Below are 21,281 nucleotides of genomic sequence, written 5' to 3'. Positions count from 1 at the left end.
CATGGACCACTTCGCGCGCGACAACCTGCCGCCGGCCGGGGAATGGCCCGACCTCCGGCCCCTCCCCTACCCCGCGCGGCTCAACTGCGCGACCGAGCTGCTGGACGCCAATCTCGCCGCGCGCGCCGACCATCCCGCCGTCGTCACCCCGGCCGAGACGCTGACCTACGCGCAGCTGGCGGAGCGGGTGAACCGCATCGCCAATGTGCTGGTGGGCGAGCTCGGCCTCATCCCCGGCAACCGCGTGCTCCTGCGCTCCGCGAACAACGCCTGGATGGTCGCCGCCTGTTTCGCAGTGCTGAAGGCGGGTGGCGTGGCCGTCGCCACCATGCCCCTGCTGCGCGCGCGCGAGATCGGCCAGATCTGCGCCAAGGCCCGCATCACCCACGCGCTCTGCGACGCGCGGCTCGCCGAAGACCTGCGCAAGGCCGAGGCGCCGGAGCTGAAGCACCTCGTGTTCTGGGGCGACGGCGATCTGGAAGCGCGCTGCGCCGCGGCGAGCCCGGACTTCGCCGCCTTCGATTCCGCCGCCGACGACACCTGCCTCATCGGCTTCACCTCGGGCACGACCGGCGAGCCCAAGGGCACCATGCACTTCCATCGCGACATGCTCGCGGTCTGCGACGCCTATTCCGCGCGCGTGCTCCAGCCCAGCCGGGACGACCGCTTCATCGGCTCGCCGCCGCTGGCCTTCACCTTCGGCCTCGGCGGGCTGGTGCTCTTCCCCTTCCGCGTCGGCGCCACCGCCATCCTGCTGGAGCGCGCGAGCCCGGAGGAGCTGCTGCCGGCCATCGCGGCATACCGCGCCACCATCTGCTTCACCGCGCCCACGGCCTATCGCGCCATGGCGGCGCATGTCGCGGATTTCGACATCTCCTCCCTTCGCAAATGCGTCTCCGCCGGCGAGACCCTGCCCAAGCCGATTTTCGACCTCTGGCGGGAGAAGACCGGAATCCGGCTGATGGACGGCATCGGCGCCACCGAGATGCTGCACATCTTCATCGGCGCGCCCGAGGAGCTGGTCCGCCCCGGCAGCACCGGCCTCGTCGTCCCCGGCTACGAGGCGCGCGTGGTGGACGGGAGCGGCCAGGAGGTCCCGCGCGGCACCCCTGGCCGCCTCGCCGTGCGCGGCCCCACCGGCTGCCGCTACCTCGCCGATCCGCGCCAGCGCCGCTATGTCGAGAAGGGCTGGAACATCACCGGCGACACCTACATCCAGGATACCGAGGGCTATTTCTGGTACCAGGCCCGCAGCGACGACATGATCGTCTCCGCCGGCTACAACATCGCGGGCCCCGAGGTGGAGGTCGCCCTTCTGCTGCATCCGGCCGTGCGCGAATGCGGCGTGGTCGGCACCGCCGATCCGGAGCGCGGCCAGGTCGTCACCGCCTTCGTCGTGCTGGAGGACGGCCACACGCCGGACGAGGCCATGGCCAAGACCCTGCAGGACCATGTGAAGGCCGAGATCGCGCCCTACAAATACCCGCGCAGGCTGGTCTTCGTGCCGGAGCTGCCGAAGACAGGCTCGGGCAAGCTGCAACGCTTCCTTCTCCGGCAGCGGGCCTGACCTCCGCCCTTGCGCGCCGCGCCACCTCCTGCGAAAGCCTCGCCCATGAGCCTCACCGCGCTGCAACCCAAGGGCTGGCCCGCCCCCAAGGGCTATGCCAACGGCCTGACGGGCGAGGGCCGCCTCGTGATCATCGGCGGCCAGATCGGCTGGGACGCCGCCGGGCATTTCGCCGAGGGCTTCGTGCCCCAGGTGCGCCAGGCGCTGCAGAACATCCTCGCCGTGCTGGCCGAGGCCGGCGGCCGGCCCGAGGACATCGCGCGGCTCACCTGGTTCGTCACCGATATCGGCGAGTACCGCGCGAGCCTGGCCGAGCTCGGCCCCGCCTATCGCGCCGTGATGGGCCGCCACTTCCCGGCGATGACCCTGGTGCAGGTCGGCGCCCTGGTGGAGGAGGAGGCGAAGGTCGAGATCGAGGCCACCGCCATCCTTTCCAAGGTGTGACGGCGTCCGATGGCCGGAGCGCCGCAGGGCGCGGAGGCCTGAATCGGCCGCCCAACGAAGCCACCGAGGCCGTTCGGGCGGAAGCGATCGCCCAGGGCTTCGACGTGGCCCGCTTCACCCAGGCCCTGCTGCCCGAGACGGCCCGCGCGCGCCTCGACGCCTTTCTCGATGCCGGCGCCCATGGGTCGATGGGCTGGCTCGAGGGCCGCCGCGCGCAACGCGCGCAACCCCGCATGCTCTGGCCGGAGGCGGTCAGCGTCATCGCCCTCGGCCTCAACTACGGGCCCGCCTACGATCCCCTGGCCAGCCTCGCCGAGCGCGGCCGCGCCACGATCAGCGCCTATGCCCAGGGCCGCGACTATCACGACCTCGTGAAGAAGCGCCTCAAGGCCCTTGGCGGCTGGATGGTGCGCCGCTTCAAGGGCAGCGAGCTGAAGGTCTTCGTCGACACCGCCCCCGTGATGGAGAAGCCGCTGGCCGCCCAGGCCGGGCTGGGCTGGCAGGGCAAGCACACCAACCTGGTCAGCCGCACGCACGGCTCCTGGCTCTTCCTCGGCGAGATCTACACCACGCTGGATCTGGCGCCCGACAGGCCCGAGACCGACCATTGCGGCAACTGCCGCGCCTGCCTGGAGTCCTGCCCGACCGCGGCCTTCCCGGCGCCCTACCGGCTCGATGCGCGGCGCTGCATCTCCTACCTCACCATCGAGCATCACGGCCCGATCCCGCACGAGTTCCGCGAGGCCATGGGCAACCGCATCTATGGCTGCGACGACTGCCTCGCCGCGTGCCCGTGGAACAAGTTCGCCCGCGCCTCCGCCGAGATGCAGCTCGCGCCGCGCAGCGAGATCGCGCCGCCACTCAGCGTGCTCGCCGCGCTGGACGATGCCGCCTTCCGCGCGCGCTATTCCGGATCGCCCATCAAGCGCATCGGCCGCGACCGCTTCACCCGCAACGTGCTGAACGCCATCGGCAACAGCGGCGACGCCGCCCTGCTGCCCACCGCGCGCGCCCTGTGCGAGGATGCGGACCCCACCGTCGCCGAGGCCGCGCGATGGGCCGTGGAAAGGTTGCAGGCATGACGAATGGAGCCCTCGTCCTCCTCTCCGGCGGGCAGGACAGCGCCACCTGCCTCGCCTGGGCGCTCGACCGCTTCGACCATGTCGAGACGCTGGGCTTCGACTACCGCCAGCGCCATGCCGTCGAGCTCGACTGCCGCGCGGCGCTGCGCGAAGGCATGGCCTCGCCCAGGCTGGGGCCGGACCACACGATTGACCTCGGCGTGCTCGGCCAGATCAGCGAGACGGCGCTGACCCGCGATACCGAGATCGCGCTGCGCGAGGACGGGCTGCCCAATACCTTCATCCCCGGCCGCAACCTCATCTTCCTCACCTTCGCCGCCGCGCTGGCCTATCGGCGCGGGCTGAAGCACATCGTGGGCGGCATGTGCGAGACGGATTATTCCGGCTATCCGGATTGCCGCGACGACACGATCAAGGCGCTTCAGGCCGCCATCAACCTTGGCATGAACACGCGGCTGGTGCTGCACACGCCGCTCATGTGGCTGGACAAGGCGGGCACCTGGCGGCTGGCGGAATCGCTCGGCGGACCGCGGCTGGTGGAGCTGATCCGCACCGAAAGCCACTCCTGCTACAAGGGCGAGCGAAGCAAGCTGCGCCCCTGGGGCTTCGGCTGCGGCAGCTGCCCCGCCTGCGAGCTGCGGGCCGCGGGCTGGGCGGCCTATGCGGCGCGTGCCGCCTGACAGCGCGCGTCGAATCCACGCTCCTATCCTGCTCGATTGCTCACGCTTGGCGATATTTACGTGATCGGGGTGAAATTGTATTTATCGGACTTAGATGTGATTTACCCGATGCACGGAGTTGCTTGATTATTCCGCCGCGATATGTGGTCATGCGCGAGAAATACTTGAGGGCGACGCTTGATGGCGGAATGCGAGGCCAGCATCCTGATCTGCACCCGGAACCGGGCCGCCTCCCTCGCCCGGACGCTTCATGGGCTCGCCGGGATGCCGGTTCCGGCGGGCCTCTCCTGGGAGGTCGTCGTCGTGGACAACGGCAGCACGGACGACACCCAGGCCGTCATCGCCCAGTTCTCGGCCCGCCTGCCGCTGCGCGGCGTCGTCGAGCCGCGGACAGGGCTGGCGATCGCCCGCAACAGGTCGCTGTCGGCCTCCCGGGGGCGATGGCTGCTGGTCACGGACGACGATTGCGTGGTCGCGCCGGACTGGCTGGCCGTGGCCGTCGGACTGCTCCGGGCCGAGCCCATGCAGCTGATCTGCGGTCGCGTGGAGCTGGGAGATCCCCTCGACTTGCCGCTGGCCATCAAGACCTCCCGCATCCGCGACATCCTGGCCCACCCGGGCGGGCTGTGGGGGTTCCTGCACGGGGCCAACATGGCCTTCGGGCGCTGCGTCGTCGAGCGCGCGGGCGGCTTCGATCCGCGCTTCGGCGCGGGGTCCAGGCTGAGATCGGCCGAGGATGTCGACTTCGCCTATCGCGTGCTGCGTTCCGGCACCCGCATCGCCTACGAGCCCGACCTGCTGGTCCACCACTTCCATGGCCGGCGCGGCACCCGGACGTGGTACCAGCAGGTCGGCGACCACGCCTTCGGCTTCGGCGCCATGGCGACGAAGTACGCGCTGCGCGGCGACGGCGACCCGATGCGCGCCCTGTACTGGGACATGCGATCCACCATGCGCCTGTGCCGCAGCGAGCTGCGGGAATGGCGGCGGATTCCCGCCAAGCTCCGCGGCCTTCTCGGATGCGCGCAATTCCTGCGCGTGCGGCACCACCCCGACGACCAGGCCGAAATGGGAGGCCCCAAATGAACGCCGCAGCCACGTCCACGCCCTATGGGCGCGAATTCTACCTGGACCAGCAGGATGGGTCGCTCCGCTCCGCCGCGGCGGTCGTGCCGCATATCCTGGAAAGCTTCCACCCCGGCTCGGTCGTCGATGTCGGCTGCGGCGTCGGAACCTGGCTGTCGGTCGTGCGGCAGGCCGGGGTCCAGGACGTGCTGGGCCTGGACGGCGACTATGTGGACCGCTCGCTCCTGAAGATCCCGCCCGCCGACTTCCTCAGCGCGGACCTGCGCCAGCCGCTTCCGGTGGTGCGCGGCTTCGACCTGGCGATGTGCCTCGAAGTGGCCGAGCATCTTCCCGAAGCGGCCGGCGCCGCCCTGGTCCGGCAGCTGACCGCGCTGGCGCCCGTCGTGGTCTTCTCGGCCGCGATCCCCGGCCAGGCCGGCACCGACCACATCAACGAGCAGTGGCAGGACTATTGGCGGGCCCGCTTCGCGGCCGAGGGCTTCGCGGCCTATGACGTGATCCGCCCCAGGATCTGGAACGACGACCGGGTCGATTTCTGGTACCGGCAGAACCTCGTCTGCTACGTCAGGGCGGGCCATCCGGTGGCGGCCGGTCTTACGCCGGTGGCCGAGGGCGCCAGCCTCAACTTCGTGCATCCCGCCCTGTTCCAGCGGGCGCTGGAGCAGGCCGACATGTTCCTGTCCCGCGCGGTGTCGATGCTGCCGAGGCTGGCGGCCAAGGCCATGAAGCGCCGGCTGCCCGGCGCCAGGGCGCCGGACCGCGAGACCGGCTGACCCGGCGCGCGGCCCGACCGGAGCCTCCCTCGGCGAAGGCACGCCCTGCGGGCGCCCCCGGGAAACCGGAGCGGCCGAACTCCGTTCGACCCTGGGGGCCCGGGCGGCCCTTCGAGGGGGATCGGAATTGCCTGTGGAACCGACGGCGCGACCTGCGCCGCACATGACCCATGAGTCGGCGCCGGCCGCGGCCCGTTCCGGCATCGGCCGAGCGGCCCTCGCGGCGCGCGGATGAGCCCGATGGACACGGCGTCCAGCTGGCTGCGGGCCGGCGAGAAGACATCGCTGCCAATCGAGGATTACGGCCTCATCGGCGACGGCCGGACCGCGGCCCTGGTCGGGCGCGACGGCTCCATCGACTGGTTGTGTTGGCCCCGCTTCGACAGCGCGAGCTGCTTCGCCGCCCTGCTCGGCGACGAGGGCCATGGCCACTGGTCCATCGCGCCGGCCGGGGGCGAGGCACGCGCGACGCGCGCCTATCGCGGCGACACCATGATCCTGGAGACCGTCTTCGAGACGCGGGACGGCAGCTTCGCGGTGATCGACTTCATGCCGGCGGCCCGTCCGGATTCCTCCATCATCCGCATCGTGGAGGGCCGGCGGGGCACGAGTCCCGTGCGCATGCAGCTCCGGCTGCGCTTCGACTACGGCTCCTCCGTCCCCTGGGTGACCCGGCTGCCGGACGGGACGGGGATCTCGGCGATCGCCGGGCCGAACCTCGTGGTCCTCCGATCGGAGGCGGAGCTCCATGGCGAGAACCTCGCGACCGTCGCGGAATTCAGCCTCTCGGCCGGGCAGCGCCGACACTTCGTGCTCACCTATGGCCCCTCGCATCTCGCCCCGCCCGCGCCGATCGACCCGGAGGCCGCCCTGCGCGAGACGGACACCTTCTGGCGCGCCTGGGCCGGGCGCTGCACCTATGACGGCCACCGGCGCGAGGCGGTGCTGCGCTCGCTGCTGACGCTCAAGGCGCTCATCTACGCCGAGACGGGCGGCATCGTCGCTGCCCCCACCACCTCGCTGCCCGAATGCCTCGGCGGGACGCGCAACTGGGACTACCGCTACTGCTGGATCCGCGACGCGACGCTGACGCTCATCGCCCTGATGGGCGCGGGCTATCACGAGGAGGCGAAGGCCTGGCGCGACTGGCTGCAACGGGCCGTGGCGGGAAGCCCGGCCGACCTGCAGCTCATGTACGGCATCGCGGGCGAGCGCCGGCTGGACGAATGGGAGGTGCCGGGCCTGCCGGGCTACGAGGGCTCGGCGCCGGTCCGGGTCGGGAATGCCGCGTCGGGCCAGCTCCAGCTCGATGTCTGGGGCGAGATGATGGATGCGCTGCACCTCGCGCGCGAAGGCGGGCTCGCCTCCCTGCCCTCGGCCTGGGCGCTGGAATGCCGGGCGCTGGAGCATCTCGAGGGCATCTGGGACGAGCCCGACGACGGCATCTGGGAAATGCGCGGCGGGCGGCGGCACTTCACCCATTCGAAGGTCATGGCCTGGGTGGCCTTCGACCGCGTGATCCGCGACGCGGAGAAATACGGGCTAAGGGCGCCGCTGGACCGCTGGCGCGCCGTCCGGGAGGAGATCCACCGCACCGTCTGCGACAAGGGCTTCGACCCGGCGCTCGGCAGCTTCACCCAGAGCTTCGGATCGCGCGAGCTGGATGCCAGCCTCCTCCTGATCCCCACGACCGGCTTCCTGCCCATCGACGATCCGCGCGTCGCCGGCACCATCGCCGCGGTGGAGCGCGAGCTTCTGGAGGACGGGCTGGTGCTGCGCTACCGCACCGAGAGCGGCAAGGACGGGCTGCCCGCCGGCGAGGGCGCCTTCCTCGCCTGCAGCTTCTGGCTGGCCGATGCCTGGTTGCTCCAGGGGCGGGAGGCGGAGGCGAATGCGCTCGTCGACCGGCTGCTGTCCCTGCGCAACGACCTCGGCCTGCTCGCCGAGGAATTCGACACCGGGGCCCTCCGGCAGGTGGGCAACTTCCCGCAGGCCTTCTCGCACCTCGCGCTGGTGCGAACGGCGATCAGCCTGCACGCGCATGCCCCGTTGCGCGAGACGATCGAGACGCCGGGTCAAGAGATCAGGGCAGCACCGCCTGCATCGAGGTCTTGACCAGGATGGCCGCCGGGCCGGGCCGGCGGATGGCCTCCTGCATCGCCGGCAAGTCGTCCCGCGTGTTCACCCGCGTCACCGGCAGGCCGAAGGCCTGGGCCCAATGGGCAAAGTCCGGATTGGCGAACATGGTGCCGCTGACCCGCCCGGGATGCTGCCGCTCCTGGTGGATGCGGATGGAGGCGTAGCCCAGGTTCTCGGAAAGCAGCAGCTTGATCGGCAGGTTGCGCTCGACGGCCACGGCGAGCTCGCCGCCGGTCATGAGGATGCCGCCGTCGCCCACGCCGCAGACCACGGTCCGTCCGGGGCAGCGCAGCGTGGCGGCGACGGCGGACGGCACGCCGAAGCCCATGGCGCCGGAGATGGGCACCAGCAGCCGCTGGCCGGGCGCGTAGCTCACCTTGCGGTAGAAGGGCGCGCCGAAGGTGCCCGCGTCGAGCGTGACGATGCCGTCGGCCGGCAGCGCGGCGCCGACCGCCTGCGCCACCTCGGCGAAGGGCAGCCCGTCCGGCCAGTCGCGCGGCTTCACCTGGCAGTCGGCGACATGCAGCGCGCGGAGCTTCTCCGCCCAGGCCTTGCGGCCCGGCGGCACGTTCGAGGCCGGCAGGGCGGCGATGAGCGCCTGGGCGTCGGCGGCCAGGGCGATCTCCGCCGGGAAGAGCCAGTTCAGGAATTTCGGGTCCGGGCAGACATGGATCAGCCGCTGCCCTGCCGCCGGCCAGGAATAGCCCTGGGTGGTGATGTCGGTCAGCCGCGTGCCCAGCGCCAGGATCAGGTCGGCCGAGGCGAAGGCCTCGCGCTGCGCATCGGGGTTCCGCAGCCCCATGTCGCCGGCATAGAGCGGCGAGTGGTTGTCGAAGATGTCCTGCCGGCGGAAGGACACGGCGACGGGCAGGTGCCAGGCCTCGGCGAAGCGGGCCAGCGCCGCGCGCCCCTCGGCGCTCTCGAAGCCGTGGCCGGCGAGCAGGATCGGCCGCTCCGCCTGCGCCAGGGCGGCGGCGATGCGCGCGACATCTGCGGGCGCGGCGGCGGCCGGCGTGGCGAGGCTATAGGACGGCGCGGCGGCGGCGCATTCCATGTCCAGCACGTCCTCGGGCAGCGAGAGCACGACCGGGCCGGGCACGCCCTGCATGGCCATGGCATAGGCCCGCGCGATGAGCTCGGGCACCTGCTCGGGCCGGGTCGCCTCGCCCACGAACTTGCAGAAGCGGCCGAACATGTGGCCGTAGTCGATCTCCTGGAAGGCGTCGCGGCGGAGGTCCTTCGCCTCCACCTGGCCGATCAGCAGGATGAGCGGGACGGCGTCCTGCTCGGCCGTGTGCAGCGCGATGGCGGCGTTGCAGGCGCCGGGCCCGCGGCTGACCATGAACACGCCCGGCCGTCCCGTGAGCTTGGCGTCGGCGATCGCCGCAAAGCCCGCGCCGCCCTCGTGGCGGTTGACCACGAGGTCGATGGGCGCGTCGTGCAGCGCCTCCAGCAGCGCGATGTAGCTCTCGCCGGGCACGCAGAAGGCGCGGTCGATCCCCTGGGCGGCGAGAAAATCCACCAGGCGTTGGGCGGCTGTCGGCAAGGCTGTTCCCCGGAACGTTCTTCGTGGGTCCGGTGTAGCCCCGCGGGGCGGGTGCGACTACCCGGCGGGGGGTGGTCAGCGCGGGCTTTCGGAAATGCGCGCGAGGGTCTCCGTGACGAGGCCGCGCTCGACGCGGACGGCCGCCTCGATGGTGATCATCATCCGGTTGTCGCCCGGGCGGCGCATGACGCAGCTCCATTCGCCCGTCGTGGTCGCGGGCGCCGCGCAGCCCAGGCCGAGCGCGCCCAGATGCTGCACGGCCGGGCCGGGATCCTGGCCCTCGGGCGAGAGCCGGTCGATGTCGCGCTTCAGCAGGACGGCCCCCTGCCGCAGGCCCTGGCGCAGATAGGTCTCGATCTGCGTGCGTTCCCGATGATTGGGCCAGTAGGTGGCCACCAGCGCGACGACGAAGGCGATCACGAGGAAGACCAGGAGGGCGCGCCGCTTGGTGCCCTGCTGCATGCGATCCGAGACTTGCGGATCGGCCCTCATGCGGCCCTGAGCCGGGGATTGCCCAGGAAGCGGCCCGGCGCGGCCGTGCCGGGTTCGGAGCCCTCGGTGTAGGTGGTCACGCCGTTGCACCAGACCTGCTCGATGCCGTCCGAGACGAGGTCGGGCTCGGACCAGGTCGCGTTGTCGCGCACGCGGGCCGGGTCGAAGAGCACGAGGTCGGCGAAGCCCCCAGGGCGGATGGTGCCGCGGTCGGGCAGGCCGAAGATGCTCGCCGGGCGCCCGGTCATCTTGTGGACCGCCGTCTCGAGGCTGAAAAGCCGCACGTCGCGCACATACATGCCCAGCACGCGCGGGAAGGTGCCCCAGAGGCGCGGATGCGGCTTGGCGTCGTGCGGGATGCCGTCGCTGCCGATCATGGAGCGCGGATGCGCCATGATGCGGCGGACATCGGCCTCGTCCATCTGGAAGGTGATGGCGCCGGCGGGCAGCAGCTTGTCGGCCGCGGCGCGGCGCGTCATGCCCCATTCCTGCGCGATGGCGTCGAGGTTGCGGCCGGCCATCTCCGGGAAGGGCACGGACCAGGTGATCTGCACCTGCACGTCCTGCCGCAGCTTGTCGGGCATCAGCACGGTGGAGCCCGCCGGGTAAGGATAGACGTCGAAGGCCACCGGCTGGTCCTGCGCCATGGCGTCCATGAGCGCGAGCGTGTCGCGCGAGCGTCCGAAATTCTCGCTCATGCTGCATTTGTGGTGGCTGATGCAGAGGTCGAGCCCGCCCGTCCCGCCATTGGCCTCGCGCGTGGTGCGCAGCGTCTCGCGGATGCTGTCGAGCACGTGGTCCGCCTCGTCGCGCATATGGGTGGCGTACATGCCGCCGACCTCGGCCACGACCTCGGCGATGGCGATGACCTCCTCCGTCGTCGCCTGCGCGTTGGGCGGGTAGTAGAGGCCGGTCGAGAAACCCCCTGCCCCCTCCTTCAGCGCCTCGCGCAGGCGGTCCTGCATCTTCGCGATCTCGTGGTCCTTGGCGGCGCGATAGACGTCGCCATTCATGGCCTCGACGCGGAGCGACATGTTGCCGCAGAAGGCGAAGGTGTTGACCGCCGTGGGCCGCTTCTTCAGCGCCTCGGCATATTCGCCGAAGCTGCCCATGGTGAACCAGCTCTCGTCGCCCAGCAGGTCGAGCGGCGGCGGCGGGCGCTTCGTCATGCGGACCGGGGCGAGGCTCACGCCGCAATTGCCGACCACGACGGTGGTGACGCCCTGGCTGGTCTTGCAGTGCACGCATTCCGGCCCGCAGGTCACCAGGCGGTCGTCATGGGTATGCGCGTCGATGAAGCCGGGCGCCAGCGCCTTGCCCCTCGCCTGGATCTCCTTCTGTCCCGCCATGCTGCCGAGGGCGCCCACGGCCAGGATCCGGTCCCCTTCGACCGCCACGTCGCCCCGGAAGCGCGGCGCGCCCGTGCCGTCGAAGACGGTGGCATCGCGGATGACGAGGTCGCAGCGCAGGGTCATGGGTCTCTCCTTCGGGGCAGGAATGATGCCCGAGGGCGGGCGCGGACGCCATCGGGCGCCGGAGGCCGCCTGGATTGCACCGCGGGGGGCGGATGACGTATCCGTGGGACCAAGGAAATCCTGGAGGAAGCCATGTCCCTGCTCCGCCGCGCCGTCCTTGGCGCCGGTCTCGCCGCGTGTCTCGCCCCCCTGGCGGCCGCGCCCGCCCTCGCCCAGACCCAGCTGACCATCCAGCACCCGCTGCCGCTCGCCAGCCACTACGGCGACGGCGCGACCGCCTTCAAGCAGACGCTGGAGCGGCTGACCAACAACCGCCACCGCGTGAACATCCAGCGCAACGACAACGAGCGCGAGATGGTGGAGAGCGTGCAGATCGGCACGATCGACTGCACCATTACCTCGACCGGCCCCGTCGGGAACTTCGTGCCGGCGGTGCGCAACGTGGACGTGCCCTTCCTCTTCCGCGACTACGCCCATGCCCGCGGCGCGCTGGACAGCGAGATCGGCCAGTCGATCCTGGGCCAGTTCAACGCCCGCGGCCTGGTCGGCGTGATCTGGCTGGAGAACGGCTTCCGCCACCTCACCAACAGCCGCCGCGAGGTGAACCTGCCGGCCGACATGCGGGGCCTGAAGGTCCGCACCATGGAGAACCAGGTGCATATGCGCGCCTTCTCCACGCTCGGCGCGCTGCCCACGCCGATGGCCTTCTCCGAGCTGGTTCCGGCCCTGCAGCAGGGCACGGTCGACGGGCAGGAGAACCCGATCCCGGTCATCGTGGCCAACAACCTCAACCAGGTTCAGCGCTTCCTGACCCTGACCTCGCACGTCTATTCGCCGGCGCTGCTCATCTGCAATCCGGGCACCCTGGGCCGGCTGAACGCCGCCGACCGTGCCGCCTTCCTGGAAGCCGCGCGCGCCGCGCAGGCCGCCAACCGCGCCCGCGTCGCAGCCGACGACGCCTCGGGCGTGGAGGAGCTGCGCCGCCGCGGCATGACGGTGGTCACGACCGTGGACACCGCCGCCTTCCAGGCCGCGCTGGCGCCCGCCTTCGCCGAATACGAGCGCTCGCTGGACGGCGCGCTGCTGCGCCGCATCCGCGACTGGCGCCCGGCGCAGTAGGACTCGTGAACGCGATGAACCTGCTGCCGCTGCAGATCGTGGCGGCGGCCACGGCGGCCGTGGTGATGCTGGCCCTCTGGGCCTCCGGGCGGGACGGCGCCTTCCGCCGCGGGGTGCTGGCGGCCGACCGGATCGCCACCGGCCTGGCCACCGCGCTCGCCTGCGCGGCGCTCGCCGTCGCGGTCTTCGCCGGCTTCTGGCAGGTCGTCGCGCGCTTCGCGACGGAGACGCCCTCCATCTGGTCCGAGGCGCTGGTGCGCACGGCGCTGATCTGGATGGCCTTCCTGGGCCTCGCCGCCGCGCTGCGGACCGGCGCGCTGGTCTCCATCGACGTGGCGCACCGCTACTCGCGGGGCACGCTGCGCCGCGCGCTGGAAGCGGCGGCGCTGGCCTGCAATCTCTCGCTGATGGGCGTGCTGCTCTGGTTCGGCTGGATCATGGCCGGGCGGGTGCAGTTCCAGGAGATGGCCGGCCTCGAGGTCTCGATGAGCTGGGGCTATGCGGCCCTGCCCATCGGCGCGGCCTTCGCCATGCTCGGCGCCATCGGGCATTTCCTCGACCGCCGGGCCGATGAGCTGGAAATGGCCGTATGACCTCCGCCATGCTCACCGCGATGCTGGTGCTCTTCGCCATCAGCGTCCCGGTCGCCGTCGCGATCGGCATCGCGGCCGTGATCGGCGTGGCGGGCTTCACCAGCTTCCCGCTGATCGTGGCGGCGCAGCAGCTCTTCGTCTCGCTGGACCGCTTCCCGCTGGCGGCCATCCCCTTCTTCATCCTCGCCGGCAATCTGATGGATGTGGGCGGCATCTCGCGCCGCCTCGTCGAATTCGCGAAATCCCTCGTGGGCGGGGTGCAGGGCGGGCTGCCGGCCACCTGCATCGTCACCTGCATGATCTTCGCCGCCATCAGCGGCAGCTCCGTCGCCACCACCTTCGCGGTCGGCGCGGTGATGATCCCGGCCCTGGTGAAGCACGGCTATCCGGTGGCCTTCGCCGCCGCGCTGCAGGCCACGGCGGCCGAGCTCGGCGTCATCATCCCGCCCTCCATCCCGATGATCCTCTACGGCGTCACCACCCAGACCTCGATCCCGGAGCTCTTCATCGCGGGCGTGGGCCCCGGCATCCTGATCGGCGCTGCGCTGATCGCGACCGTGCTGATCTGGTGCCGCCTCAAGGGCTGGGGCAAGCAGGACGGGCTGGGCCGCCTGCCCTTCCTCGTCTCGCTGCGCCAGGCCGGATGGGCGCTGTTCATGCCGGTGGTCGTGCTCGGCGGCATCTATGGCGGCATCACCACGCCGACCGAGGCGAGCGTCGTCGCCGTGGTCTATGCGATCCTGGTGGGGATGTTCCTGCATCGCGAGATCGGCGTGCGTGACCTCTACCCGATCTTCCGCAAGTCGGTGATCTCCTCCTCGGTCATCATGTTCATCATCGCCTGCGCGGGGCTCTTCTCCTGGCTGCTGAACCGCCAGGGCGTGCCCGATGCCGCCGCCGAATGGCTGGTGACGAATTTCGACGGGCCGGGCTGGTACATGCTGGGCGTGAACCTGTTTCTCTTCGTCGTCGGCATGTTCGTGGAGACTTCGGCCTCCATCATCGTGCTCGCGCCGATCCTGTCCGAGGCCGCGCAAAGGCTGGGAATCGACCAGGTGCATTTCGGCACGGTGATGGTGGTGAACCTCGCCCTGGGCATGATCACGCCGCCCTTCGGCGTGAACCTCTTCGCCGCGGCGCAGGTGGCGGGCACCAGCATCGACCGCATGATGCGCTACCTGCCGATCTTCATCGGCGTCATCTTCGCCTGCCTGATGATCATCGCCTACGTGCCCGCGATCGTGCTTTTCCTGCCCCATCTGGTCTTCCGCTGATGGGACTTGCGCGGGGATGCGGTCCCCGCGCAGCATCCCCGAGGGATACAGGGACGAAACCGAGATGCATCAGATCACCCGCCGCGGCGCACTCGGCGCGGCCGCCGCCAGCACCCTCGCCGCCAGGAGCCACGCCCAGCCGCGCGACAACACCATCCGGATCGGCGTGCTGGCGGATTTCTCGGGCCCCTATCGCGACACCTCCGGCCCCACCTCCTTCGCTGCCGTGCAGCAGGCCATCGAGGATCTCGGCCTCGCGCAGCGCGGCATCAACGTCGAGGTCGTCCAGGGCGACCACCTCAACCGTCCCGATGCCGCGCTGGCCCTGGCCCGCCGCTGGATCGACACCCAGGGCGTGGACATGATCTGCGAGGTGAACAACAGCGCGGTCGCGCTCGCCGTCGCCAACCTGGTGCGCGAGAAGGACAAGATCCAGCTCGCCTCCGGCGCCGCCAGCTCCGCCCTCACCGGGGCGCAATGCTCCACCCACACCATCCAGTGGACCTACGACACCTGGGTCTTCGCCAATGTGGTGGGCGGCGCCGCCGTGCGCGCGGGCGGCGACAGCTGGTACTTCATCACGGCCGACTACGCCTTCGGCCACCAGCTGGAGCGCGACACCGGGCAGTTCGTCACCCGCGCGGGCGGGCGTATGCTCGGCGCCGCGAGATACCCCTTCCCCGGCACGACCGATTTCTCCTCCTTCCTCGTCCAGGCGCAGGCGAGCCGCGCGAAGGTGATCGGCCTCGCCATGGCGGCCGCCGACACGCAGAACTGCGTGAAGCAGGCGCATGAATTCGGCCTGACGCGGCGCGGCCAGAAGCTCGCCGGCATGATCATGTTCGTGCAGGACATCAAGTCGATCGGCCTGGAGGCCGCGCAGGGCATGCTGCTCTCGGAGGTCTTCTACCACGACCTCAACGACCGCACGCGCGGCCTCGCGAGCCGCATCCTTCGCCGCACGCCGACCAACATGCCGGGCCAGGAGCATGCCGGCACCTATTCCTGCGCCATCCACTACCTCAAGGCCGTCGCCGAGGTGGGCGTGGCGCGCGCCAAGGCCTCGGGCATTGAGGTCATCAACGTGATGAAGCGCATGCCCACCGACGACGACGCCTTCGGTCCCGGCCGCGTGCGCGAGGACGGCCGCAAGATCCACCCCGCCTATCTCTTCGAGGTGAAGAGCCCCGCCGAGAGCCGCCGCGAATGGGACTATTACAAGCTGGTCTCGACCGTGGGCATGGAGGAGGCGTTCCGGCCGCTCAACGAAGGCGGATGCCCGCTGATCCGCACCTGATGCGTGCCCATTCCGTGGCATGACAAAAAGGCGCTAGGCTTCCCATCGAGGGGCCGGCCCATGCAGCCGGCCTCCGAACCGGGAGGACATCATGATCGAACGCCGAAACCTGGCGCTTCTCTCCGGCGGCGCGCTTCTCGCGCCCGCCATCCCAAGGGCGCAGGAGATGGAGCGCCGCGAGGACCTCGTGCAGGGCTTCTCGCGCGCGCGGCTCGGCCGCTTCCAGCCCGCCATGGAGCGCGAGGTGGAGCGCGGCAGCTTCAACGGCGCCGTCGCCCTCATCGCCCGCAACGGGCAGATCGTCCATCACGAGGCCTATGGCCACCAGGACAATGCGCGCCGGGTGCCGATGACGCGGGAAGCAATCTTCCTGCTCGCCTCCATGACCAAGCCGCTCACCTCCGTCGCCGCCATGATGCTGATGGAGGAAGGCCGCCTCAAGATCACCGACCCGATCCGCCAATGGCTGCCCGAGCTCGCCAACCTCAAGGTCGAGGTCCGCAACGGCGACCGCTTCGAGGACGTGCCGCTGCAACGCCCCATCACCGTGCAGGACCTGCTGCGGCATTCCTCCGGCTTCATCTACGCCAACGACGCCTCGCCCTCGCGCCGCATCAACGCCATGTACGAGCAGCACCAGATCGAGGCCCGCGACCGCCAGGTAACGGGCGACGAGATGCTGCGCCATCTCGGCACCATCCCGCTGGCCTTCCAGCCGGGCGCGCAGTTCTTCTACTCGATCAGCACCGATGTGCTGGGCCTGCTGCTGGAGCGCGTGAGCGGCCAGCGGCTCGACCGCCTCATCGCCGAGCGCCTGACCGAGCCGCTGGGCATGCGCGACACCACCTGGTGGGTGGAGCCCGCCCGCCGCTCGCGCATCGCCGAAAGCATCGCCTCCGACACGCAGAGCGCGCCCATGTGGCGGACCTATCGTATCGAGGAGGACCAGGCCGGCCGGAGCTACCTCAAGGGCGGGGCGGGCCTCGTCGGCACCAGCGGCGACTACTTCCGCTTCGCCCAGATGGTGGCCAATGGCGGCACGCTGGAGGGCCGGCGGTATCTCTCCCCGCCCACGGTGAACTACATGCTCTCCGACCACATGGGCACGATGGGCGGCACGCCGGCGGCGAGCACGGGGCCGGGCTACGGCTTCGGCCTGGGCTTCGCGGTACGCCGGCAGGACGGGCTCGGGGCCGCGACCGGCAGCATGGGCGACGCCATGTGGGCCGGCGCCTGGGGCACCAGCTTCACGATCGACCGGGCCGAGAAGCTGGTGGGCGTCTTCATGGCGCAGGGGCCGAGCAACCGCGGCCACACGCGGATGGTCTTCAAGAACCTGACCTATGGGGCGATGGTGGAGAGCCTGCGGGGCTAGGTCGCTCGCGGCGACGGGGCGGCACCGATGGGCAGCCGGAGGGCCATGTGCTATTGGCGCCGCCCTGCATCCCGCAGCGGACGGGATCGCCGCCAGCACCGCGTCCTGCGCGACGCCCCGGACGCGGCGAGCGACTCCGACCCATCCAGAAGAAGGGGATTTCCCATGATCAAGAGACTGCTGCTCGCAGCGGCGACCGTCGCGACGGCTTGGGCCGGCATCGGCGCCGCCTCCGCCGCGACCCTCGACAACGTCCGCCAGCGCGGCCAGCTCATCTGCGGCGTGAGCCAGGGCTTCGCCGGCTTCTCCACGGCCGACAGCCGCGGCGAGACGCGCGGCTTCGATGCCGACTATTGCCGCGCCGTGGCCGCCGCCGTGCTCGGCGACGCGAGCAAGGTGCGCTTCGTGGCCCTGACCGCGCAGAACCGCTTCACCGCGCTGCAGGCCGGCGAGATCGACGTGCTGTTCCGCAATTCGACGCAGACCTTCCTGCGCGGGAATTCCATCGGCCTGCGCCAGCTGCCGGTGAACTTCTATGACGGCCAGGGCTTCGCCACCCGCCGCGACGCCGGCGTGGCGCGCGTGCAGGATCTGAACGGCGCGACCATCTGCGTGGCCCAGGGCACGACGCATGAGCTGAACCTGGCCGACATCGCCCGCGCCCGGAACATCCGCTTCCAGCCGGTGGTCTTCGAGCGGGTGGACACGATGTACTCGGCCTTCTTCGCCGGCCGCTGCGACGCGATGACGCAGGACGCCTCGGCGCTGGCCGGCGCCATCTCGGTCGCGCCCAACCCGGCGCAGTTCATGGTGCTCTCCGAGACGATCAGCAAGGAGCCGCTCGGGCCCTTCGTCCGCAACGGCGACGACCAGTGGGCGAACATCGTCACCTCCGTCCACTACGCGCTGGTCGAGGCCGAGGAGACGGGCGTGACGCAGGCCAATGCCCAGCAGCAGGCGGCCGGCAGCACGGATGCGACGGTGCAGCGCCTGCTCGGCCGCACGGGCGAGTTCGGCTCGCGCATCGGGCTCGACAATGCCTGGGCGCTGAACATGATCCGCGCGGTGGGCAATTACGGCGAGCTCTTCGAGCGCAACCTCGGCCAGGGCAGCCCGCTGAAGCTCGCCCGCGGGCTGAACGGCCTCTGGAGCCAGGGCGGGCTGCAATACGCGATCCCCTTCCGGTGAGGATGGCTTGCGCGGAGCAGGCGCGGGACCAGATCTGAAGCCTGAAGGAGACAGACCATGATCCTGAAAATGCTCCGCGCGAGGAAACGGCTCGCGAAGATGGCCCTGGGCGGCGCCTTCGCCGCCGGGGCGGTCGCGGGCGGCACGGCGGCGGCGGTGGCCGTGACGGGCGTTGCCGTCACCGGCGCGGTCGGCGTTGCGGGCGTTTGCGCCCTGAAGCGCGCGAAGGACAGGCGCGAGGCTGCGGCTTCGACTTAGCCCATGAGGGGAGGGCCCCGGCCCTCCCCTTTTCGTATCAATCCCCCGCCGCCACCGGCGGCAGGTAGATGGCGCCGCCATTGCCGCGGAACGTCTCGCTCATCTCGTCCATGCCCTTCTGGGCGGCGTCGCGGATCTCCTGCGTGATCTTCATCGAGCAGAATTTCGGGCCGCACATCGAGCAGAAATGCGCGAGCTTGGCGCCCTCGGCCGGCAGGGTCTGGTCGTGGAACTTTTCCGCCGTCTCGGGGTCCAGGCCGAGATTGAACTGATCCCGCCAGCGGAACTCGAAGCGCGCCCGCGAGAGCGCGTCGTCGCGCAGCTGCGCCGCCGGATGGCCCTTTGCCAGATCCGCCGCATGGGCCGCGATCTTGTAGGTGATCACGCCCGTCTTCACGTCGTCGCGATCGGGCAGGCCGAGGTGCTCCTTGGGCGTCACGTAGCAGAGCATGGCGCAGCCGAACCAGCCGATCATCGCCGCGCCGATGCCGCTCGTGATGTGGTCGTAGCCCGGCGCGATGTCCGTCGTCAGCGGCCCTAGCGTGTAGAAGGGCGCCTCGCCGCACGCATCCAACTGCTTCTCCATGTTGATCTTGATCTTGTGCATCGGCACGTGGCCGGGCCCCTCGATCATGACCTGCACGTCCCGCGCCCAGGCCACCTTGGTCAGCTCGCCCAGCGTCTCCAGCTCGGCGAATTGCGCGCGGTCGTTGGCGTCGGCGATGCTGCCCGGCCGCAGCCCGTCGCCGAGCGAGAAGGACACGTCATAGGCCCGCATGATCTCGCAGATTTCGGGAAACTTCTCGTAGAGGAAGCTCTCCTTGTGATGCGCGAGGCACCACTTCGCCATGATGGAGCCGCCGCGCGAGACGATGCCCGTCACGCGCTCGGCCGTCAGCGGCACATAGGCCAGGCGCACGCCGGCGTGGATGGTGAAGTAGTCCACCCCCTGCTCCGCCTGCTCGATGAGCGTGTCGCGGAAGATCTCCCAGGTCAGCTCCTCGGCCTTGCCGCCGACCTTCTCCAGCGCCTGGTAAATCGGCACGGTGCCGATCGGCACGGGCGAATTGCGCAGGATCCATTCGCGCGTGGTGTGGATGTTCCGGCCCGTGCTGAGGTCCATCACATTGTCCGCGCCCCAGCGGATGGCCCAGACCAGCTTGTCCACCTCCTCGGCCACGCTCGACGACACCGCGCTGTTGCCGATATTGGCGTTGATCTTCACCAGGAAGTTGCGGCCGATGATCATCGGCTCGCTCTCGGGGTGGTTGATGTTGGCCGGGATGATCGCGCGGCCGCGGGCCACCTCGTCGCGCACGAATTCCGGCGTGACGTGATCGGGGATGGCGGCCCCGAAGCTCTCGCCGCCGCGCTTCATGCCCAGCGCCGCCGCGCGGCCCATATTCTCGCGGATGGCGATGTATTCCATCTCCGGCGTGACGATGCCCGCGCGGGCATAGGCGAGCTGCGTCACGGCCTTGCCGGCCTTCGCGCGCAGCGGCAGGCGGCCCTGCCGGTCGAAGAGCGGCACGCGGCGCTCCTCCCCGGCCTTCAGCCCGTCATCCTCCGGCTTCTGCGCGCGTCCGGCGATGTGCTCGACATCGCCGCGGGCCACGATCCAGTCATGGCGGTGCGGCGCCAGCCCGCGGCCGATGTCGGTCACGACCCGGGCGTCGGTATAGGGGCCGGAGGTGTCGTAGACGCGCAGCGGCGGCTCGCCGCCGGAGACCTCGATCTCGCGCATGGCGACGCGGATCTGCGGATGGAGCTGGCCGCCGACATGCAGCTTGCGCGAGGCAGGCAGCGGGCCGGTGGTGACGTTGGGGCCTTGCGGCGGCAGGTGATCTGGCATTCTCGGACTCCCCTCGCGAAAGAACATACGAAGGGAGTGGTGGCTGCGACGCCGAGTTGCCCATCCCTTCGCCGGCATGACCCGGATCAGGTTCGAAGGGTGACCGCGTCGCTCGCGGAATCTCAGCCCTGCGGAAAGGGCTCCCCTTGGATGTGGCAAGCCTGCGCCGGGTCGCGGGGTGGAGTCAATTCGCGGCTTCAGCTCCGCTGCATCTCCATCGTGTAGGTCGCGACATCGGTGCGGTAGGTCGAGCGCGCGACCTGCAGCACGCGGCCCGAGGCGGTGCGGTTCACGCGGGTGATCGCCAGCAGCGGATCGCCGGCCTTCACGTCCAGGATGCGCGCGACCTCGGCCGTGGCGCGGATCGCCGTCATGCTCTGCTGGATGCCCGTCATGCGCTCGCCTGTCAGCAGCTCCGCCACCTCGACCAGCAGCGGGTTGCGCCGGAGCAGGCTGTCGAGCGGCTGCCTGGCCAGCACCTCGCCGATCGCCTCGGGGTAGAAGGCGTCGGTCATCATGAAGGGCGTGCCGTCGCGCAGGCGCATGACGCGCAGATGCTGGCCAGGCTCGCCGCGCTCCAGGCCGAGCGGCTCGGCCGCCCAGTCGGGAATCGGGTCGCGCTGGTTGCGCAGCAGCCGCACCTCGGCGCGACGGTTTGCCGCCTGGATCTCGTCGATGCTGCCCACGCCCCATTCCGGCGTCGGCGCCCGGGGCGCGCCCACGAAGGTGCCCCGGCCCTGCCGGCGCTCGATCAGGCCGCGCTGCTGCAGCTCGCGCAGCGCGCCGCGCACGGTGATCATGCTGACCCCGAAGTGGCGCGCGAGCTGATCCTCGGTGGGAAGCTGCGCCCCCGGCGGCAGGCGGAGCTTGGTGACCACCTTCTGCACCTGGTCGGCCAATGCCTGGTACAGCGGCGAGCGGCCCGCCGGAAGGCGGCCGAATTTCGACAGGGCCACCGGACCGTAGCTCTCCACCATGTGCCGACCGCCGTCCATTCCGAGTCCTCCGAATTCCTTATGCTCATGGCACGGCGCGACCGGA

The 21,281-nt window shown here is 70.6% G+C and carries 19 protein-coding genes and 1 riboswitch; of the genes, 14 read left to right on the top strand and 5 right to left on the bottom strand.

Translation table 11 applies throughout. The features are described 5' to 3' along the window. Window position 1 precedes the first annotated feature (1 nt). From EJV46_RS03420 to EJV46_RS03390, 7 genes are all read left to right on the top strand, one after another. Complete coding sequence (locus EJV46_RS03420; RefSeq protein ID WP_131547173.1) at window positions 2–1,567, top strand: AMP-binding protein; 1,566 nt, start codon at window positions 2–4, stop codon at window positions 1,565–1,567. A 45-nt stretch (window positions 1,568–1,612) separates the two neighbouring features. Further along, complete coding sequence (locus EJV46_RS03415; protein WP_131547172.1) at window positions 1,613–2,011, top strand: RidA family protein; 399 nt, start codon at window positions 1,613–1,615, stop codon at window positions 2,009–2,011. 38 nt (window positions 2,012–2,049) lie between these two features. Further along, window positions 2,050–3,093: a tRNA epoxyqueuosine(34) reductase QueG gene (gene queG, locus EJV46_RS03410; protein WP_131548012.1), complete on the top strand. Its 1,044-nt coding sequence runs from the start codon at window positions 2,050–2,052 to the stop codon at window positions 3,091–3,093. Next, on the top strand, window positions 3,090–3,773 hold the full coding sequence (gene queC, locus EJV46_RS03405; RefSeq protein ID WP_206020692.1) for a 7-cyano-7-deazaguanine synthase QueC: 684 nt from the start codon (window positions 3,090–3,092) through the stop codon (window positions 3,771–3,773). The genes queG and queC overlap by 4 nt, the downstream gene beginning before the upstream one ends. A 180-nt stretch (window positions 3,774–3,953) precedes the next feature. Beyond that, a complete protein-coding gene (locus tag EJV46_RS03400) occupies window positions 3,954–4,859 on the top strand; it encodes a glycosyltransferase family 2 protein (protein ID WP_165585313.1) in 906 nt (301 codons plus the stop codon). Beyond that, complete coding sequence (locus EJV46_RS03395) at window positions 4,856–5,632, top strand: bifunctional 2-polyprenyl-6-hydroxyphenol methylase/3-demethylubiquinol 3-O-methyltransferase UbiG (protein WP_165585312.1); 777 nt, start codon at window positions 4,856–4,858, stop codon at window positions 5,630–5,632. The genes EJV46_RS03400 and EJV46_RS03395 overlap by 4 nt, the downstream gene beginning before the upstream one ends. Before the next feature lie 240 nt (window positions 5,633–5,872). Continuing rightward, window positions 5,873–7,747 carry a glycoside hydrolase family 15 protein gene (locus tag EJV46_RS03390; RefSeq protein ID WP_206020690.1) on the top strand — a complete coding sequence of 625 codons (1,875 nt, stop codon included), beginning with the start codon at window positions 5,873–5,875 and terminating at the stop codon, window positions 7,745–7,747. Here the strand turns inward: EJV46_RS03390 and EJV46_RS03385 are convergent. From EJV46_RS03385 to EJV46_RS03375, 3 genes are all read right to left on the bottom strand, one after another. Next, window positions 7,716–9,317, bottom strand: a complete 1,602-nt coding sequence (locus EJV46_RS03385) for a thiamine pyrophosphate-binding protein (RefSeq protein ID WP_131547168.1) — start codon at window positions 9,315–9,317, stop codon at window positions 7,716–7,718. The two genes, EJV46_RS03390 and EJV46_RS03385, sit on opposite strands and share 32 nt — an antisense overlap. Before the next feature lie 75 nt (window positions 9,318–9,392). Further along, complete coding sequence (locus tag EJV46_RS03380; RefSeq protein WP_131547167.1) at window positions 9,393–9,779, bottom strand: hypothetical protein; 387 nt, start codon at window positions 9,777–9,779, stop codon at window positions 9,393–9,395. A gap of 26 nt (window positions 9,780–9,805) precedes the next feature. Continuing rightward, window positions 9,806–11,284: an amidohydrolase family protein gene (locus tag EJV46_RS03375; protein WP_131547166.1), complete on the bottom strand. Its 1,479-nt coding sequence runs from the start codon at window positions 11,282–11,284 to the stop codon at window positions 9,806–9,808. Between the two features lie 132 nt (window positions 11,285–11,416). Between EJV46_RS03375 and EJV46_RS03370 the strand changes: the two genes are divergently transcribed. The 7 genes from EJV46_RS03370 to EJV46_RS03340 all read left to right on the top strand — a co-directional run bounded on the left by EJV46_RS03370 (window position 11,417) and on the right by EJV46_RS03340 (window position 18,388). Beyond that, window positions 11,417–12,403 (top strand): DctP family TRAP transporter solute-binding subunit, encoded by a 987-nt coding sequence (locus EJV46_RS03370; protein WP_131547165.1) that lies wholly within the window; start codon window positions 11,417–11,419, stop codon window positions 12,401–12,403. Window positions 12,404–12,417: 14 nt separating this feature from the next. Then, the gene (locus EJV46_RS03365) at window positions 12,418–12,996 is read left to right on the top strand and encodes a TRAP transporter small permease (protein WP_131547164.1); all 579 of its coding nucleotides are present in this window, start codon (window positions 12,418–12,420) and stop codon (window positions 12,994–12,996) included. Then, window positions 12,993–14,270 carry a TRAP transporter large permease gene (locus EJV46_RS03360; protein ID WP_131547163.1) on the top strand — a complete coding sequence of 426 codons (1,278 nt, stop codon included), beginning with the start codon at window positions 12,993–12,995 and terminating at the stop codon, window positions 14,268–14,270. The genes EJV46_RS03365 and EJV46_RS03360 overlap by 4 nt, the downstream gene beginning before the upstream one ends. Before the next feature lie 64 nt (window positions 14,271–14,334). Beyond that, complete coding sequence (locus EJV46_RS03355; protein WP_131547162.1) at window positions 14,335–15,567, top strand: ABC transporter substrate-binding protein; 1,233 nt, start codon at window positions 14,335–14,337, stop codon at window positions 15,565–15,567. Between the two features lie 91 nt (window positions 15,568–15,658). Then, entirely contained in the window at window positions 15,659–16,942 is a 1,284-nt protein-coding gene (locus EJV46_RS03350; protein WP_131547161.1) for a serine hydrolase, read from the top strand. A gap of 165 nt (window positions 16,943–17,107) precedes the next feature. Next, on the top strand, window positions 17,108–18,130 hold the full coding sequence (locus EJV46_RS03345) for an amino acid ABC transporter substrate-binding protein (RefSeq protein ID WP_131547160.1): 1,023 nt from the start codon (window positions 17,108–17,110) through the stop codon (window positions 18,128–18,130). A gap of 57 nt (window positions 18,131–18,187) precedes the next feature. Continuing rightward, window positions 18,188–18,388: a hypothetical protein gene (locus tag EJV46_RS03340; RefSeq protein WP_131547159.1), complete on the top strand. Its 201-nt coding sequence runs from the start codon at window positions 18,188–18,190 to the stop codon at window positions 18,386–18,388. Between the two features lie 37 nt (window positions 18,389–18,425). Here the strand turns inward: EJV46_RS03340 and thiC are convergent, their stop codons facing one another. Continuing rightward, a complete protein-coding gene (thiC, locus tag EJV46_RS03335; protein ID WP_131547158.1) occupies window positions 18,426–20,240 on the bottom strand; it encodes a phosphomethylpyrimidine synthase ThiC in 1,815 nt (604 codons plus the stop codon). Between the two features lie 46 nt (window positions 20,241–20,286). After that, a riboswitch (TPP riboswitch) is annotated at window positions 20,287–20,397 on the bottom strand. 40 nt (window positions 20,398–20,437) lie between these two features. Then, a complete protein-coding gene (locus tag EJV46_RS03330) occupies window positions 20,438–21,235 on the bottom strand; it encodes a GntR family transcriptional regulator (RefSeq protein WP_131547157.1) in 798 nt (265 codons plus the stop codon). Window positions 21,236–21,281: the final 46 nt, after the last annotated feature.

This window comes from Roseococcus sp. SYP-B2431 (assembly GCF_004336745.1).
In the GTDB taxonomy this organism is placed as follows: Bacteria; Pseudomonadota; Alphaproteobacteria; order Acetobacterales; family Acetobacteraceae; genus Roseococcus.
The sequence above is the reverse complement of the archived record's forward strand: the minus strand, read 5'-3'. Positions and strand labels throughout refer to the sequence as shown.

Coding starts and splice junctions, on each gene's coding strand:
- EJV46_RS03340 (WP_131547159.1), top strand. CDS start 18,188: ATGATCCTGAAAATGCTCCGCGCGAGGAAACGGCTCGCGAAGATGGCC.
- EJV46_RS03360 (WP_131547163.1), top strand. CDS start 12,993: ATGACCTCCGCCATGCTCACCGCGATGCTGGTGCTCTTCGCCATCAGC.
- EJV46_RS03350 (WP_131547161.1), top strand. CDS start 15,659: ATGATCGAACGCCGAAACCTGGCGCTTCTCTCCGGCGGCGCGCTTCTC.
- EJV46_RS03400 (WP_165585313.1), top strand. CDS start 3,954: ATGGCGGAATGCGAGGCCAGCATCCTGATCTGCACCCGGAACCGGGCC.
- EJV46_RS03375 (WP_131547166.1), bottom strand. CDS start 11,284: ATGACCCTGCGCTGCGACCTCGTCATCCGCGATGCCACCGTCTTCGAC.
- thiC (WP_131547158.1), bottom strand. CDS start 20,240: ATGCCAGATCACCTGCCGCCGCAAGGCCCCAACGTCACCACCGGCCCG.
- EJV46_RS03365 (WP_131547164.1), top strand. CDS start 12,418: ATGAACCTGCTGCCGCTGCAGATCGTGGCGGCGGCCACGGCGGCCGTG.
- EJV46_RS03330 (WP_131547157.1), bottom strand. CDS start 21,235: ATGGACGGCGGTCGGCACATGGTGGAGAGCTACGGTCCGGTGGCCCTG.
- EJV46_RS03355 (WP_131547162.1), top strand. CDS start 14,335: ATGCATCAGATCACCCGCCGCGGCGCACTCGGCGCGGCCGCCGCCAGC.
- EJV46_RS03415 (WP_131547172.1), top strand. CDS start 1,613: ATGAGCCTCACCGCGCTGCAACCCAAGGGCTGGCCCGCCCCCAAGGGC.
- EJV46_RS03345 (WP_131547160.1), top strand. CDS start 17,108: ATGATCAAGAGACTGCTGCTCGCAGCGGCGACCGTCGCGACGGCTTGG.
- EJV46_RS03380 (WP_131547167.1), bottom strand. CDS start 9,779: ATGCAGCAGGGCACCAAGCGGCGCGCCCTCCTGGTCTTCCTCGTGATC.
- queC (WP_206020692.1), top strand. CDS start 3,090: ATGACGAATGGAGCCCTCGTCCTCCTCTCCGGCGGGCAGGACAGCGCC.
- EJV46_RS03420 (WP_131547173.1), top strand. CDS start 2: ATGGACCACTTCGCGCGCGACAACCTGCCGCCGGCCGGGGAATGGCCC.
- EJV46_RS03390 (WP_206020690.1), top strand. CDS start 5,873: ATGGACACGGCGTCCAGCTGGCTGCGGGCCGGCGAGAAGACATCGCTG.
- EJV46_RS03370 (WP_131547165.1), top strand. CDS start 11,417: ATGTCCCTGCTCCGCCGCGCCGTCCTTGGCGCCGGTCTCGCCGCGTGT.
- EJV46_RS03395 (WP_165585312.1), top strand. CDS start 4,856: ATGAACGCCGCAGCCACGTCCACGCCCTATGGGCGCGAATTCTACCTG.